The sequence below is a fragment of the Nonlabens dokdonensis genome (assembly GCF_002162835.1).
GTDB classification, from domain to species: Bacteria; Bacteroidota; Bacteroidia; order Flavobacteriales; family Flavobacteriaceae; genus Nonlabens; species Nonlabens dokdonensis_B.
The window spans coordinates 24,246-41,602 of sequence record NZ_MAAX01000018.1 but is presented as its reverse complement, the minus strand read 5'-3'; the positions used below and the strand labels follow the sequence as shown (position 1 = coordinate 41,602).

The following is a 17,357-nucleotide window of genomic DNA, read 5'->3' as shown; positions in this document are numbered from 1 at the left end:
TCAATTTGATCTATAATGGCCGCTACTAATTCGCCTACATATATTAATTTTAAATTGCCATCGATTTCAATTTTGGGTGTCTCGTTATGTGTTACTTGATGGGCAAATGTAGCCACTACAGAATTATAATAAGGATCACCGAATGGTCCATAAACATTAGGAATTATCATTCCTGTAAAAGTAGATTGTCTCGCTTTCGCGAAAGCGGAAAACATCTCACGACCTTCTTTTTTAGATTTGCCGTAAAGGTTATCTCTTTCTTCTTGAGATGAGGAAGAGAATATTACATGAGGAGCACTCTCTGTGCGCTCAAATGAGTCAATAAGCTTTTTAACTAAAGAAGTGTTTGTGTTATAAATTACATCAGGATCATTATGTCTATTTAATGCCGCTAGATGCACTACAACATCACACTTTTTTACAAAATCGTCTAATTGTGCTTCATTTTCAAAGTGTGCCCTTTCAAATGGGATCACGTTATATTTTTTAGGTTCTAAAAGTAATGTGTTTTTCAAATGAGATCCTACAAAACCTTTATTACCTGTAATTCCTATGTTGATCATATATTGTTAATTATGACTTAGAGAAATAATCTAACTCTAGTCTGTATTCATCATCTATTTCTTTGAGAAAGTAGTCTGCAAAAACCATCAAAGAGCCTTTTATGCTTACTTGCTCAATTCGAGTTACATGTCCTTCAGGTACATAAAGTACGTCTGCATTATTCTCTAACGTAAAAGAAGAAGGATTTTGATCTCTATTTATTAATGGCCAATCTCTTATTGCAGCAACATTTATCTTAAAAACACCATCTACCGCCATAAACCATCTTTTTTCTATCAGATGACCTTGCCATCCTCTTACATTATTGATTTGACTATTAGAAATACTATAAACTCTCTTTACTCGAGTGAGGTCAAAATCATTATTAAATTTTAATACACCGCGAGAATCAGAATGGGAATTTCCTTTTATTATAAATGGTTCTTTTAAATACACTAGTGTGGATATTGTGTCACATCTTCACCATAAACTTCCTTACGTATTAAAGGTAACTTTGATAAAAGCATTTTCATACCTTCTACGTCTTGCTGCTCTGTGTTGTGACTGTTGTAATCCTCTACTTCAGATATAGCGCTTTCTCCTTCAGAGAAAAATTGCGCGTAGTTAAGATCACGATTATCAGCTGGGATCCTATAAAAATCTCCCATATCTTCTGCTTTTATCATTTCTTCTCTAGTACACAACGTTTCATACAACTTTTCACCATGTCTAGTTCCTATAATCTTAATCTCATTATCAGACCCAACCATCTCCTTTAAAGCTTGAGCAAGGTCTCCTATGGTACCTGCAGGTGCTTTGTTTACAAATAAGTCTCCTGCATTACCATTTTCAAAAGCAAACAATACCAATTCGACAGCCTCCTCTAATGACATCAGAAAACGAGTCATTTTAGGGTCGGTAATAGTAATGGGATCTCCGTTTTGAATTTGCTTTAAAAATAAAGGGATTACAGAACCTCTTGATGCCATGACATTACCATATCTTGTTAGACATACCGTAGTATCCTTGTTATTACGAGAAGCAGCGACAGCAACTTTTTCCATAAGCGCTTTTGAAATACCCATTGCGTTTATAGGGTATGCAGCTTTATCTGTACTTAAACAAATTACCTTTTTAACCTTATTGAATGCAGCAGCATCGATTACGTTTTGAGTACCCAGCACATTAGTACGTGTCGCCTCGAGAGGGAAAAATTCGCATGATGGCACTTGCTTTAATGCAGCAGCATGAAAAATGTAATCAACACCTCTACAAGCTCTTTCTACACTATCATAATTACGAACGTCACCTATATAAAATTTTAATTTATCATTATTGAGACTGTTACGCATATCGTCTTGCTTCTTCTCATCCCTTGAAAAGATTCTGATTTCACCAAAATGATCAGTATTTAAGAATCTTTGTAGAACGGCATTCCCAAAGGAACCTGTTCCTCCGGTGATTAAGAGTTTTTTATTTTTGATTTTCATAATTATTGGCATAAGTCGTTAAAACCAAACCCTAGTTTGTCTAGGTCCATTTTCAACATTTGATTGTGCATTTCAATTTCCTTTTCGGTAAACCTATCTTTAATAAATTTAGCGGGATTACCTCCATATATTTTATAAGGTGGGACGTCTTTAGTTACAGTGGAATTAGCAGCTATAATTGCACCATCACCTATTTCTATTCCAGTTAAAACTATGGTACCATATCCTATCCACACATCCCTACCAATTTTGGTAGTTTCTAAATTCCCTCTACCGGAAAAAATACTAGGTTTACCTGAAATATCATATTTGTGATCTCCTCCTATAATTTTCACTTTAGGTGCTAACATTGTATATTTTCCAATTGTCACTTTGTCATAGATTAAACAATCGTCAGCAATAAAAACATATTCTTCAGCTACTAATGATTTTGAAATAATTGATTTACCAGCGAAATAAGTTGTCGAGTGAATATACTTATAGCCACGAAGCTTCCTAATTAGAAGCATCCTAGTTTTTCGATATATTTTTCTAATTACTGTTCTCATCAATAATTTGTTTTATAATTTTAAATTGATATTCAGGATTATACTTAGATTCAATAGATTTTCTACAGTCTTTCCTAACAACATCTCTATCTGTATGATTTTCCAACCATTGTACAACTTTCAAAACTAAATTTTGGATATTATTTTCCTCGAAAAAGTCACCGCTCTTACCTGAAATTATAGATTCAAATTCGGGCATTTGATTTTGAAAATTTCCATGTGTGATAATAGGAGTACCATAAACCAACGAGTGCATAGCTGTTAAACCTACATTACCAGGCGAAACACATAAATCAGAATCAAATAGTAACTGGCCGATCTTTTCTTCATCATATAAGTGACCAAAAAACCAGACTTGTTCATTAATATCCAACTCAACAGCTAGCTCTTCCAATTCAGCCCGTGATTCTCCTTCTCCTACTAGGACCAAATTATATTCTTGATCTTGATCTTTCATAATAGAAATAGCTTGAAGAATCATGCTAATTTTTTTTCTATGTTGCAATCTACCAATATATATTAAAGTTTTATTTGAATTTTTAAAATGATCTTTTAATAAAGTGGAGCTTTTTAGATCAGAAAAAATACGAGACTGCTTTACAAAATCTAAAGAATTGTATATAACTTCCAATTTATGATCATTTATACCATCCTTTATCATTAAGTTTCTAGCATACTCTCCATAAAGTAAGTTGGAAGTCCCCAGTGAAAAAAATAGCCGTTTGATTCTTTTTTTAAAATAACCTTCATTTCCATAATAGCCGTGACTCCACAAATAGGTTTTTTTACCAGCAATTTTATTTAGGATTAACAATGCCCATGTACTCAAACAAAAGTATTCACCTAAAACAATAAAATGAGTATATGAACGGAGTTTCGGTGATAATGATCCTTTCAACCAATAAAAAGGTTTTATAAGATAAATAGGTTCTAATTCTCTTTCAAAGTTTGAAAGCAAATTATAATTAAACCCTTTAATATCACTACTATTCTTTCCAAAATAAAAATGTACACCCAGCCGATCATTCAGTAATTGAAAAATAGGTAAACGATAGTGTTGAGCATAATTATATATGCAACAAATTTTATTATTTGATCTCATACTTCTGTTTTACATTATAATTCATCAGACCTAAAGAAACAAAAACAAGAATAGCGCTCCATAATGCCCCACTAAACATATGTTGACAAAAACTATTAATAAATAAAACGAAAATCATATGTTTATTTACACTTTGAATTTTGGAAAAATTAATCAAAGTGATGCTAATCGAAATGAGAAAAATAAATAGTCCTAAAAAACCAGTTGCCATTAATATTTCCAAAAAAAGGTTATGTGGATAAATACCTGAAACTTCTATATCTCCACCAAAAAATGGGGAGTTTAAGAATTCAATCCATGCATCATTCCATAAGGAATCCCTTCCACTATTATCTCCTTTATCAATTGAACTTTGTGTCCTTTCTAATAAATTACTGCCCGATAAGTTAAATAAGTAAACAAGTACTGGGGCTAGAAAAACCCCTGAAATCAAATATTTAACCTTACTGATTCCTTTTCGAGTAATTAATAAATATAAAAGTGATAATGCAAGTGCTAATAATGCTCCTCTCGTTGATCCAATGAAAAATATAAAAAGACTGAGTATTAAATTGATTAAAATATAAACTTTAAAATTTATATTCTTCCACTTCAAATCAGATATATAACAGAATATTAACGATAAGTTCAGGGCTGCTCCGTAAGCCAGAGATAAAGGACTCACAGTTGATAAATTATCAACTGTTGAATTTGTTAAACGGCCAACTCCAGAAAATATAAATTCACGATAAAGAAAGATAGTAGCTACACACATTAAAATTCCTGAAAACATTACAATATGGAAAAAATGTTTCCTGATATTAATATGCTTGAGTCCCCCAAAAAATAAATAAGGAAACAAACAAAATGCTAGATAGTAAAATACATATTCATACCACGCTTTGCTCAAGTTTGCATTAAACGCTTCAGATATAAATATTTTTAATATATATAAGAATGTGAATCCTATTATTATTAATTCACTTAAGTTCAACTTCGAATTATTAAGTCGTATTCCAAATAGCAAAGAAATGACTAATAATAGTCTTAACGGAATGGAGTAAAATCGGCTCATTTCCCCACCAAAAAAAGCTAGGATAGCAATTAGCCCCACATAATATCCCGAGAACAAGAAAAATGCATTCAATTGAACAATATAATTTGACAATTTAGTTTCCAATTCTGAATATTAAAATTGTTTTAAATAATCTATCCATCTTTTACCCCAAATGTCATATGAAAAACTTCCTATCACTGTTTCATACGCATTAGTAGATAAAACATCTAGTAAACTTCTATTTTCTAGTAAATACTCAATACTCTGTACAAAATCTTTAGCATTTGGCTTACACAGAATACCGTTAAATCCATTCAAAATGATGTTTGTCATTCCACCAACGTCAGATGCGATTGGAACCGTCCCACAAGCCATTGCTTCTAACAATGAAAAAGATGTACCTTCACTTCCATATGTTGGAATTAATGAGATATGATGAGATAAATTGTATACTTCAGACTCCCCAATTCCAAAACTTGTAATAGTCACCTGATTAAACTTACCAAATTTTTTAATTAAAGACTTTTTATACGGGCCATCCCCACAGAAAGTAAATTCTACATCATCGTGAGAATTTAATATGGTTTCCACAACTTCAAACATGATTTCCATACCTCTTTCAAAAGAAAATCTTCTAGCAAATAAAATTTTTATTTTTTCTTTATCGACTTTATTAATATTTAATTCTGTTGAAGGAATAGAGTAATTTGGAATAACTTGAATTCTATCGCTCAAGTTTCTCGGTAGCTGAGTCCTTACCCAATTTTGATAATTATAATCAACACAAACTATTTTTTGTGGAATCTGAAAACTTTTACGTGCTTTGAGGCATTGTAATTGTTTATATACTTTACCAAAAAAGTTTTTTCTCCAAAGTCCACGTAGATTATTGTAATAAATTAAATCAAAAGTTATCCCATGTTGAATAGCGATAACATTTTCAAATTTTACAGGAATGGCCAATGTATCAGAACCCCAAATAATAATATCATCTTCTTCAAAACCTTGAGAAAATTTATCAAAAATAAATTTCATCGCTTTTTTAACATTGTTGGAATTTCTATACTCTAAAGAGTGAATTGAAATATTTTCTATAACCGTTTCAAAAGTTGTATTACCATACTGATATATATTACAATTATAACCTGCCTTAGAAGTAACCGAATGAAGAGATTTAATATAATTCTGTATGCCTCCAATTAAAATTTCATCGCCTATTTCGTTACAAAAAGCGATATAAAATATCCTGATATTTCTCATTTATTTGCTATTTGTTTATATAATGCCTCAAATTGAAAATGAGCATTCTTTTTGTTTTCCAAGGTTTGATGATGAACATTCTCGACGTAGGTTGAATAATTTTCATCAATTTCCTTAACAAGTTTTAAAACATTTCTTTTCTCAAAAGGCATATTCCAGCAATGACTACCTTCGGAATATAACGAAGAAATCATTTCCAATTTCGGCTCAATTCCAATTGTAATAAAAGGTTTACCTATTAACGAAGTAAAAACAGCTCCGTGAAACCTGGCGGTAATTACCAGATCAAATTTATAATGACTTTCAATGAATTTGTCAATAGTGTTGTTATTTGGATCCCATTGTAGAATGTTTTCCCTCTGATCTTTGAAATATTTTAACCATGTCAAGTCTGAATACATATCATACGATACATATGTGATATTATACCCTAGAGTTCTCAAATCTTTAACCGCATCCATAATTGAGTTATAATATTCTTTACCTTCAATGTTATGGTTCCAGTCTCTCACAATTATCGCAATATTTTTAACACTTGAATTATGTTCCTTTTGCACGCCGACATCCAATCCATAACAAATATCAGGAGACTTAATAAAATGTTCTATTCCCCAGCTTTTACATTTACCTTCTGCAAATTCATCCCGTACGCTAATAAATTCAGCACTTTTAAACAATCTTTTTGTTTTATTTTCGATGGTAGTATCATTTGCAGAAAAAGGACCTAAACCTACACCCAACAAGTGATGATGATTAACATTGGTTGTAATTTCAAATTTATTTTCTAAAAACTTATTAGAAACAAAGAGGTTACGAGCTTTAAAAAAGGCATTTTTCAAAGTTCTTTTTGGATGATTTAAAAACTTTTCAATTTTACTTTCTTTAATTGGATCAAAAGAATAAAATTGTGTTCCACCCCCATAAATTAAATGATTAATTTTTAAATCTTTAGGTAAATAATTATAATTAAGAACATTTACATCAATCAATAACTTATGTAAATATGCCTCATTTCGGCATAATAGAACCACTTTTTTTGGGTCAATACCTTTATCCTTTGTTAAATAATTAAAGAGAGAATGTATGAGAGCGTCATCTCCAAAATTATAAAGTCCGTAGCCTCCTCTTATTGCTATATCAATATTTTTTACCATGTGTAGTTGTATAATTTAAAAACCATTTATATAAGATGTAAGCGATCAGAACCACACTTAACAATAAAATAATTATTCTAGGAAATACAGAAGATAGATTAATGAAGCTGAATAAAATGGAACTTAATATCATTAAAATAAATAAATTAAATTTATTAAAAATTAATTTGGGATCTACGAGTCTTTTTCTAATATAAAACGGAACAAATAAGAGAAAATTTAACAGATAAGCAGAAAAATAGGATAGTGCTCTTCCTATAGCTCCATAGTCTACAAGAATATAACTTAAAAGTAATACCAGAATACCCCAAAATAAATTACTAAAGACACTGTACCACATCAAATTTCCGGCAGCAAAATTTCTACCTATTCCAACCTTTAAAGAATTAACTATAGTAAAACTGCCGATTAAAATTGTTGTCAAATACATGTCGTCATTACTATACTTATTTCCAAATAGTTGAGCAAAAATATCAGGTAATATTAAAATAGGAATGACCAAAAACAAACCTATTGCGAAAGGATGGACGATATTAATAAAATCAAAAACTTTATTTGATTTACCAAAATTACGCATGGCTAAAGGATAAAACACTTGACCTACTATCCCAATTAAAAGAGTAACTATTTGAGAAAAGTAAAAGCTAGCATTATAAATACCGAGATGATAGTATCCATTTAAATTATATTTTGTCAAAATTACATTAGTTGATAATATTATAGGACTAATCATCAAACTACTAACAAAAGCCGGCAGACTGAAATTGTATAATATAGATTTATGCTGAAAAAGACCAGTAAAAACAATTTTAATTTCTGCTTTCTTCAACTCCTGATGGAGTAATATCTGTGAACATATCCAAGTTGAAAGATTGGTTATTGCAATAGCAACTACAACTCCCAAAATTCCAAAATATTTAGTTCCGAAAAACATTAACGGTAGGACACATATGCCATTTACAATATTGACAATTGATATCTTTTTAAAACTTTCTAACCCAGCCAATGCCCCTACCTGAAGACCGTTTAAAGAAGCAAAAAATATAGCAGCTATACAAACTAATAATTCAAAATAAAGGCCATTTCTGCCGATTACAAAAGACTCTAATTGATTTATAAATACGATTGATAAAATTAACACTAACAAACTAATTGACCATACGAATAAACTAGTAAGGGATAATATTTCACTAGCTTTAACTTTGTCTGTTTTACTGTATTTAGCTAAATATTTAGTAGCAGTTACACCAAAACTAGCCAAACTGAAAAGTGTAAAGGTATTGATAAAAGATTGAAGTAATCCAATCAATCCATAATCGTCAACAGAAACCATTCGAGCGACTAAGAACATACCTAAAAAAACAAATCCCTTAGAAATAAATGTCCCTAAAAAAGACCAAATTACACTTTTGATAATTTTGTTTTTAAAGAGAGTTCTAATAAAATATTCTCCTTTTTGAAGGGAATTGATCATTTACTGGATTGATTTAATAAAATCCACAATTCGATCACATGCATTACCATCTCCGTAAGGATTATGGAGTTTGCTCATTTTAGCAAAGCGCTCTGAATTATCAAGCAAATCTAAAGTTTCTGACACAATTAATTCTTTATCTGTACCAACTAAGATTACCGTACCTGCTTCTACGGCTTCTGGTCGTTCTGTGGTATTTCTCATGACTAAAACTGGTTTACCCAAACTAGGTGCCTCTTCTTGAACTCCTCCACTATCAGTAATAATGAGCTTCGCTTTATCCATTAACCAAATAAAGTCTTGATATGCTAAAGGGTCTATCAGCATTATATTTTTAACATCCGCAAGAATTCTTTTAACAGGCTCTTGTACTTTAGGATTTAAATGAACTGGATAGATGATTACACAATCGGGCCTTAGAGTCGCTATTTCCTTTAGAGCTTGACAAATCTGAACAAAACCTTCACCATGATTTTCTCTACGATGTCCCGTTACCAATAACACCTCTTTATTATTAATTTTCGAATCTAGCGTTTTAACAAGATCGCTTGGATTAATATTTACCTTTTCAACACTTTTTATTAAAGCATCAATTACGGTATTTCCGGTGACTAATATTTTTTCAATGTCTATATTTTCATTGAGCAAATTATTTTTTGATGTTATAGTTGGGGCAAAATGTAAATCTGCTATCCTTCCTGTTACTTGTCGATTGATTTCTTCTGGAAAAGGAGACCATTTATTGTTAGTTCGTAACCCTGCCTCTATATGACAAACTTTAGACTGATTATAAAAGGCTGCAATACTAGCCGCCATAGTTGTTGTAGTGTCTCCATGGACAAAAACATAATCAGGATTAAAAGTTTCTAACACTGGCTTCATACCAGCAATAATATCTGTTGTCAATGAATTAAGATTTTGACCAGCTTTCATTATATTTAAGTCATAATCTGGTTGAATTTCAAAAAAATCAAGAACCTGATCTAACATTTCTCTATGCTGAGCTGTTACACATACAGCGGTCTCAAATGAAACTAATTCATCCTTAAAAGCCTTTACTAAAGGCGCCATTTTAATAGCCTCTGGTCGTGTTCCAAAAACTATTAAAATCTTTCTCTTTCTTGACATTCCCCTAAAATTATTCATTGCTTCACATTAAAAATTTAAATATAAGCTATTTAACAAACAAAAAATTGAAAACCATTCTATTAAGCAATAAAGAATCACCCCTTACCGATACCATAAAAATCAAATCCTAAATCCTTCAGTTTATTTTCATCTAATATGCGACGACCATCAAACAAAAAAGCAGGTTTAAGCATTTTATCATTTATCGTTTCCCAATCGTAATCAATAAACTCATCCCATTCAGTTAATATTGCTGTTGCATGAGCATTATTTACTGCCTCCATTGGGTCATTTACTACTTTTAACAAATTTCTATTTTCCTGACTTGATCTGGTACCTAAATAATCGAGGTCACTATATATTTGATCAACCGTAACTTTAGGATCATATATGACTACTTCTGCTTGCTCATTTAACAAATAATCTGCAACGTAAATTGCTGCCGACTCTCTGGTATCGTTAGTATCTTTTTTAAATGCCCAACCTAAAATAGCTATTTTTTTGCCTGACACTGTATTGAATAAGGTTTTTACAATTTTTTTCGCAAACCTTCTTTTCTGATGATCATTCATTATAATTACCTGTTCCCAATAATCAGCGACTTCTTTTAGTCCATAACTTTGTGCTATGTAAACTAAATTTAGAATATCTTTTTGAAAACAAGAACCACCAAAGCCAACAGATGCCTTTAAAAATTTAGAACCTATTCTAGAATCAGATCCTATTGCTCTAGCTACTTCGCCTATGTCTGCCTCAGTTACCTCACATAGTTCTGATAAGGCATTAATACTACTTACACGCTGAGCCAAAAATGCATTTGCCGTAAGTTTAGATAATTCTGAAGACCAAACATTGGTAGTCAAAATCTGATCCTTAGGAACCCAATTAGAATAAACATCAACTAAGGCTTGTTGTGCTGCTCGTCCTCTTTCTGTATCTTCTCCACCTATCAACACTCTATCAGGGTTTAACAAATCAGATACTGCTGTTCCTTCTGCTAAGAATTCTGGATTAGAGAGTATATCAAAATTAACTCCGTTTCCAGTGTTATCTAAGATGCTTCTCAAAGCTTCTGCTGTTCTGACCGGAAGTGTAGACTTTTCCACAATAATCTTATCACTCTTAGCAACAGAGGCTATTTGTCTAGCGCAAAGTTCGATATATTTTAAATCGGCTGCCATACCTTTTCCTACCCCATAAGTTTTAGTTGGAGTATTAACAGATATAAAGATCATATCAGCTTCGGTAATAGCCTTATTCACTTCAGTTGTAAAAAATAAGTTTCTTCCCCTAGTTTCTGCAACTAATTCAGATAGCCCAGGTTCATAAATAGGAATATTATCTACGTTAGGATCATTCCAAGCCGCAATACGCGCTTCATTGATATCAACCACATTAACTCGTATACTAGGACATTTTGCGGCTATCATAGTCATAGTTGGTCCTCCTACATAACCTGCACCTATACAGCAAATATTCTTAACTTCCATATTATAATTTTTGATGAGCAAAATTACCTAAAATACCCTTAACATCGTATATCACACCATTGTAATTTAAAAGATTACCTAAATCAATATCTTTATATTCAGAATGAGCAACCGTTAAAACTATTGCGTCATATTGATCACTAGGTAATGATGTAAAACATTCTATCCCATATTCATTTTTAACATGTTCTGGATTTGCAATAGGATCGCTTACAGTAACAACCGTTTCATAGGTTTGTAAATCTCTTACAACATCAATGACCTTAGTATTTCTAACATCTGGACAGTTTTCTTTGAAGGTAATTCCTAAAACGAGAATTTTACTCCCCTTTACTTTAATATCATTTTTAATCATGAGCTTCACAACCTCGCTAGAAACATAAGAACCCATGCTATCATTAATACGTCTTCCCGCCAAAATTACCTCTGGATTATAACCCAATTCTTGAGCTTTATGGGCTAAATAATAAGGGTCTACTCCTATACAATGTCCTCCTACTAATCCTGGTTTAAAATTTAAAAAATTCCATTTAGTACCAGCAGCTTTCAGTACATCATTGGTATCGATTTCCATCAGGTTAAAAATCTTTGCAAGTTCATTTACAAATGCTATGTTAATATCACGTTGGGAATTTTCTATAACTTTTGCAGCCTCTGCAACTTTGATAGAAGGCGCTAGATACGTTCCCGCCTCAATAACACTACTATAAAGATTATTTACTAAAACTCCTGTCTCAATTGTACTACCAGAAGTTACTTTCAATATCTTTTCAACCGTATGCTTCTTATCTCCTGGGTTGATTCTTTCTGGAGAATAACCTACAAAAAAATCTTCATTATACTTTAATCCACTGTGTAACTCTATAATAGGCACACAATCCTCTTCAGTAGCTCCAGGATAAACAGTTGATTCATAAACAACTATATCATTTTTAGTCAAAACTTCACCTACTGTTTCACTTGCTTTATATAATGGTAGTAATTCTGGTTTATTATTGTTATCAACCGGAGTGGGGACAGTAATTATGTATATATTAGAATCTTTTATCTCGTTAACGTCTGATGTACAAAATAACCCCTCGCCATTAGAATTTTTTTCCTTCAGAACTTCTTGCAATAAATTTTGCTCCACTTCTAAGGTTTTATCAATTCCCGCTTGTAACTCTTCTACTCGAGTCTTGTTGATGTCAAAGCCTACAACCGCATATTTGGTAGCAAACAGCCTTGCTAATGGTAGCCCGACATAGCCCAGTCCTATTATGGTAATTTTATCTTTTTTCATTTTTTGATTAGTTTCTCGCTTTCGCGAAAGCGGTTATACTTACAGATTTTCCCAATACCAATCTACTGCAAGGTTCAGACCTTCTTCTATATGAAAAAGCGGCTCATAACGTAAAATCTCTTGAGCCTTTTTAATAGACGCTAATGAATGTGGAATATCACCATCTCTATGTGGTCCATAAATTATTTCTACATCAGCGATTGATTCATTATATTTTATAAGTGCTTTCCTCAAAAGTTTTACTAATGAATTAAGATTCGTTTGATCACCACAAGCTACGTTAAAAACATTGTTTTCAGATCTGGGGTCAGTAGATAGCATGGCTTTCTCATTAGCCTGAATGACGTTATCAATATAGGTAAAATCTCTAGAGAAAGAACCATCACCATTTATTACCGGCGATTCTAAATTCATGAGTTTTTTAGTAAAAAGTGGAATAACCGCTGCATAAGCACCTTCTGGACTTTGCTTTCTACCGAAAACATTAAAGTATCTTAATCCGATGGAATTGAAACCGTAAGACTTATAAAAAACATCAGCATACAACTCATTTACAAATTTGGTTACAGCGTATGGGGAAAGTGGTCTGCCGATTTTACTCTCCACTTTGGGTAATTCTTTAGAATCACCATAGGTTGAGGAACTAGCTGCATATATCATTTTTTTTACACCTGCCTCTTTACATGCTACAAGCATATTTAAAAATCCTGATACATTAACTTCATTTGAGTTAATAGGATCCTTCAATGATCTAGGTACGCTTCCTAATGCTGCTTGATGTAAAACGTAATCTACCCCATTAACTGCAGCACGACAAGTTGCTTGATCCCTGATATCTCCTTCAATAAATTTAAAGTTGGAATAACTCTCTAAATGCTCTATGTTTTTATAAAATCCTGTAGAAAGGTTATCTAAGGCTACAACATCATAGCCTTTATCGCAAAAATACTCAGATAAGTTACTACCTATAAAACCTGCGGCTCCTGTTATTAGTAATTTGTTTTTCATTCAAGCAAAAATATATGTATTAAAACTTCAAATATGACAAAATGAAGTTTAGAATTTTTGATAATTAAGTTCATAAACTTTTTACATAGTCATAATAATCACCTTTTAGATCTTTGACTTGCTCAAATAATGTTTTTTTGTTAATCCATCCATTTTTTAATGCGATCTCTTCTATACAAGCTATTTTTAATCCTGTACGTTTTTCAACAGCTTTAACAAATTCTGTGGCTTCGGTAAGAGCTTCATGTGTTCCAGTATCTAACCATGCAAAACCTCTACTCAACATTTGCATTTCTAAAACTTCTTGACTTAGGTATTCTTGATTTACAGACGTGATCTCTAATTCACCTCGTTTTGATGGTTTTAATTGCTTAGCTATTTCAATGACAGAATTAGGATAAAAATATAGTCCTACTACTGCATAATTAGATTGAGGTAATAAAGGTTTTTCTTCGATGGAAGTTACTTTACCATTTGAGTCAAAAGATGCAACTCCATAGCGTTCTGGATCTTTAACATAATTACCAAATACAATGGCTTTTTCTTTTGAAGTCACATCATGTACAGCGTTTTGTAATTTTGCTTGAAAACCAGCGCCGTAAAATATATTATCGCCTAAAACTAAAGCAACAGGATCTTCACCGATGAAATCTTCACCTAAAATAAATGCTTGTGCCAGACCGTCTGGACTAGGTTGTTCTTTATAAGACAATTTTAAACCTACCTGACTTCCATCTCCCAAGAGCCTTTTAAAGTTAGGTAAGTCGTGAGGCGTTGAAATAATAAGAATTTCCTTAATACCAGAAAGCATAAGCACCGACAGCGGATAATAGACCATCGGTTTATCATAAATAGGTAATAATTGCTTACTTACTGCTAAAGTTAAAGGATGTAATCTTGTTCCTGAACCTCCTGCTAATATAATTCCTTTCATTATTGTAGGTATTGCTGGTTGTAATAATTTAAATATTCACCACTAGCAACATTCTTTAACCATTTTTGGTTTTCTAAATACCACTTGATCGTTTTATCAAGACCTTCTTCAAAACTTAAAGATGGTTTCCAGTTTAAATTTTGATTGATTTTTGTCGCATCAATAGCGTATCTAAGATCGTGACCTGGTCTATCCTTTACAAAGGTTATCAACATTTCACTTGCTCCCTGTTTACGATCCAAATAAACATCCATTTTGCTACAAAGCAATCTAACTAAATCTATATTTTTCCATTCATTATGACCTCCTATATTATATGTCTCTTGATTTTCACCTTCATGAAATACAACATCAATTGCATTTGCATGGTCTTCCACATATAACCAATCTCTTGTATAATTACCGTCTCCGTATACAGGTAGAGGAAGATTATTTATAATATTATTTATAAATAATGGTATAAGTTTTTCAGGAAACTGGTAGGCACCATAATTATTTGAGCAGTTAGAAATAACATAGCGCATGCCATAAGTTTCTCCATATGCCCTTACAAAGTGATCTGAACTTGCTTTAGAAGCAGAGTATGGCGAATTGGGATCATATGCAGTTTGCTCAGTGAATAAACCTTCATTTCCTAAACTACCATAAACTTCATCTGTACTGATATGATAAAATAATCCGTTTTGAAAGTCGCTAAATTTCTTAAACGATTCCAGTAGATTTAAAGTTCCAAAAACATTAGTTTTTGCAAAAATTAACGGATCTTTTATAGAGCGATCCACGTGAGACTCTGCCGCTAGATGAATTATACTGTCAAATCTGTACTTCTTAAACAATAAATTCATTGACTCTGCATCTGTTATATCACCTTTAATAAAATGATAATTAGAACAGCTTTCTATGTCCTTTAAATTTGACAAATTCCCTGCGTATGTCAAAGCATCTAAATTGTAAATGTTATATTCAGGGTATTTTCTCACAAAGTTCCTTACCACGTGAGATCCTATAAATCCAGCACCACCAGTAATTAAAATTTTTTTTGCCATGTAATTTTTAATAACAGATAACAAACTTACAAACATGAAAACAAAAAAAAGCTGTATAGGATAAAAAAGAACTTACAACTTCAAAAACATCTCATAATGAAACGATTAAGTTTCATTATTAAGAAACTAATAAATCAATTAATAATTATAAAAATTACTTAATAAAGAGTGAGTCTTTTTAATTAATTTATATCTTTGCCCTGAAAGCAAGAAATATACTTATGAAAAAATTAATTACATTATCGTTTTTAGCATTAGGCCTAATGGTAAATGCACAAACAACAGAAGAGGCAGAGTCAGACTCAAAACAGTACAAGCAATGGGCACTAGACTTTGGTGCTGGTGTACACAAACCTGTAAGGCCAGTTGCTGCAGGTTATTTTACTAACACTCCAGATCTTTTTCAAGTTGATCTAGGTGTGAGGTACATGTTCAATGAGAAATTTGGTCTGAACCTAGATTTAGGTTACAATTCAATTGAATCAGATGATGAAAGCCTTGATTTTTCTTCTAACTATTATAGAGTAACATTAGAAGGGGTAGTAAACGCAAGAAATTTTTTCGGTCTAGAAGCTATAGGTGATAGATTTGGTCTATTGTTACATGGTGGTATGGGAGCTTCTGCATTAGACTTCGAGGAGCCATTAGACGATAGAGACTGGATGTTAAACTTTCAAGCAGGTATTACACCTACGTATAGACTAACGAATAGTTTAGCCATTTTTGGTGATCTTTCAGCTATAGGTCATGTACGCCAAGACAGAACTTTTGATGGTTCTAATCAAGTTGTTCTTCGTGGATTTGATGGTTTCTTAGTAAATGCATCCATTGGACTGACTTTATATTTAGGTGAAGGTACAATGCCTATCGATTATGCACCAAATGCTTTAGAAGCTAAAGTAGATGAGCTTGCAGCTCAAATGGAAAAAATGGCAATGGAGAATGCTGATGATGATCAAGATGGTGTACCTAATTATTTAGATAGAGATAATACTACAGAAAGTGGTGTACGTGTTGATAATAAAGGTAGAGCTCTTGATTTAAATAAAAATGGTATTCCTGATGACATGGAAAGTGGTTTAGATTCAAGATATGTTACTTCTTCTGATCTTCAAGCTGCTGTCGCAGGTGATAACGGAGCAAATGGTGATTTGATTAAACAACTAATCAATGAAGGTTATGTGAATGTTTACTTTAAATTTAATAGTACTAAACCTGCTACTTATTCTTTAAGTGCAATGAATACTATTGTAAAGTATATGAAAGACAATCCTTCAGCAAATGCAACATTAACAGGTTATGCTGATGAAATCGGTAGTCCGGAATACAACAAAAACCTTTCTGAGCGTAGAGCAAAAATGGTTTATGATGTATTAATTGCTGCTGGTATAGATGCAGGTCGTTTATCTCACAATGGTGATGGTGAAGATGCTTCTGTAGATAAAAGTAGTGCTGAAGCTAGACAATTAGTAAGACGTGTTACTTTCAGAGTAAACTAATTCTAAGGAAATAATATTTACAAAGGGTCGCAGTTTGCGACCCTTTTTTTATGTTCTTATTTTAACATGTTTGCATAATAGTAGACCTTTAATAATAGCACTATAACAACAAGACTCAAAAGTCAACATCCTTAATAATATGTTGACTCAATTGTAAGTTCGTTATTTGGTTAAGTTTGACCTAGAATACTTATATTTCTGATATGAACAGTCATCAAACAGTTGCTATTAGAAAACAATTTTTATTTGACTAAAATCATGAGGTTTAAAACGGGAAATTAAAGGTTTTACGACAATAAATTCACCATTGACTTATGATACTTCATTTCTTATTGTAAGGCTCATTAAGGTTGATTCCAATTA

General features: G+C 32.1%; 15 protein-coding genes and 1 pseudogene. 1 reads left to right on the top strand and 15 read right to left on the bottom strand.

The window, feature by feature from the left end:
• The 15 genes and pseudogenes from A9Q93_RS01095 to rfbB all read right to left on the bottom strand — a co-directional run.
• A partial coding sequence (locus A9Q93_RS01095) for an NAD-dependent epimerase/dehydratase family protein (protein WP_303685533.1) occupies positions 1 to 563 on the bottom strand: 563 nt, incomplete at its 3' end.
• 10 nt (positions 564 to 573) lie between these two features.
• On the bottom strand, positions 574 to 999 hold the full coding sequence (locus A9Q93_RS01090) for a WxcM-like domain-containing protein (RefSeq protein WP_303685532.1): 426 nt from the start codon (positions 997 to 999) through the stop codon (positions 574 to 576).
• The gene (locus A9Q93_RS01085) at positions 999 to 2,033 is read right to left on the bottom strand and encodes a polysaccharide biosynthesis protein (RefSeq protein WP_303685531.1); all 1,035 of its coding nucleotides are present in this window, start codon (positions 2,031 to 2,033) and stop codon (positions 999 to 1,001) included. The genes A9Q93_RS01090 and A9Q93_RS01085 overlap by 1 nt, the downstream gene beginning before the upstream one ends.
• A 2-nt stretch (positions 2,034 to 2,035) precedes the next feature.
• Positions 2,036 to 2,287: pseudogene (locus A9Q93_RS01080) on the bottom strand (DapH/DapD/GlmU-related protein); the annotation flags it as partial.
• Positions 2,288 to 2,564: 277 nt separating this feature from the next.
• Positions 2,565 to 3,683, bottom strand: a complete 1,119-nt coding sequence (locus A9Q93_RS01075; RefSeq protein WP_303685530.1) for a glycosyltransferase — start codon at positions 3,681 to 3,683, stop codon at positions 2,565 to 2,567.
• Positions 3,670 to 4,842 (bottom strand): O-antigen ligase, encoded by a 1,173-nt coding sequence (locus A9Q93_RS01070; RefSeq protein ID WP_303685529.1) that lies wholly within the window; start codon positions 4,840 to 4,842, stop codon positions 3,670 to 3,672. Before A9Q93_RS01070 ends, A9Q93_RS01075 begins: the two co-directional genes overlap by 14 nt.
• 9 nt (positions 4,843 to 4,851) lie before the next feature.
• Positions 4,852 to 5,979, bottom strand: a complete 1,128-nt coding sequence (locus A9Q93_RS01065) for a glycosyltransferase family 4 protein (RefSeq protein WP_303685528.1) — start codon at positions 5,977 to 5,979, stop codon at positions 4,852 to 4,854.
• Positions 5,976 to 7,133: a polysaccharide pyruvyl transferase family protein gene (locus tag A9Q93_RS01060; RefSeq protein WP_303685527.1), complete on the bottom strand. Its 1,158-nt coding sequence runs from the start codon at positions 7,131 to 7,133 to the stop codon at positions 5,976 to 5,978. The genes A9Q93_RS01065 and A9Q93_RS01060 overlap by 4 nt, the downstream gene beginning before the upstream one ends.
• On the bottom strand, positions 7,117 to 8,607 hold the full coding sequence (locus tag A9Q93_RS01055) for an oligosaccharide flippase family protein (RefSeq protein WP_303685526.1): 1,491 nt from the start codon (positions 8,605 to 8,607) through the stop codon (positions 7,117 to 7,119). The genes A9Q93_RS01060 and A9Q93_RS01055 overlap by 17 nt, the downstream gene beginning before the upstream one ends.
• Positions 8,608 to 9,735: a non-hydrolyzing UDP-N-acetylglucosamine 2-epimerase gene (wecB, locus tag A9Q93_RS01050; protein WP_303685525.1), complete on the bottom strand. Its 1,128-nt coding sequence runs from the start codon at positions 9,733 to 9,735 to the stop codon at positions 8,608 to 8,610. It lies immediately after the preceding gene.
• 95 nt (positions 9,736 to 9,830) lie between these two features.
• Positions 9,831 to 11,225, bottom strand: a complete 1,395-nt coding sequence (locus A9Q93_RS01045) for a nucleotide sugar dehydrogenase (protein WP_303685524.1) — start codon at positions 11,223 to 11,225, stop codon at positions 9,831 to 9,833.
• Position 11,226: 1 nt separating this feature from the next.
• Complete coding sequence (locus tag A9Q93_RS01040) at positions 11,227 to 12,507, bottom strand: nucleotide sugar dehydrogenase (RefSeq protein WP_303685523.1); 1,281 nt, start codon at positions 12,505 to 12,507, stop codon at positions 11,227 to 11,229.
• 39 nt (positions 12,508 to 12,546) lie between these two features.
• Entirely contained in the window at positions 12,547 to 13,515 is a 969-nt protein-coding gene (locus A9Q93_RS01035) for an SDR family oxidoreductase (protein WP_303685522.1), read from the bottom strand.
• 70 nt (positions 13,516 to 13,585) lie between these two features.
• On the bottom strand, positions 13,586 to 14,449 hold the full coding sequence (gene rfbA, locus A9Q93_RS01030; RefSeq protein WP_303685521.1) for a glucose-1-phosphate thymidylyltransferase RfbA: 864 nt from the start codon (positions 14,447 to 14,449) through the stop codon (positions 13,586 to 13,588).
• Entirely contained in the window at positions 14,449 to 15,495 is a 1,047-nt protein-coding gene (gene rfbB, locus A9Q93_RS01025; RefSeq protein WP_303685520.1) for a dTDP-glucose 4,6-dehydratase, read from the bottom strand. Before rfbB ends, rfbA begins: the two co-directional genes overlap by 1 nt.
• 221 nt (positions 15,496 to 15,716) lie before the next feature.
• Between rfbB and A9Q93_RS01020 the strand changes: the two genes are divergently transcribed.
• Positions 15,717 to 16,994 (top strand): OmpA family protein, encoded by a 1,278-nt coding sequence (locus tag A9Q93_RS01020; protein WP_303685519.1) that lies wholly within the window; start codon positions 15,717 to 15,719, stop codon positions 16,992 to 16,994.
• The last annotated feature ends 363 nt before the right edge of the window (positions 16,995 to 17,357 follow it).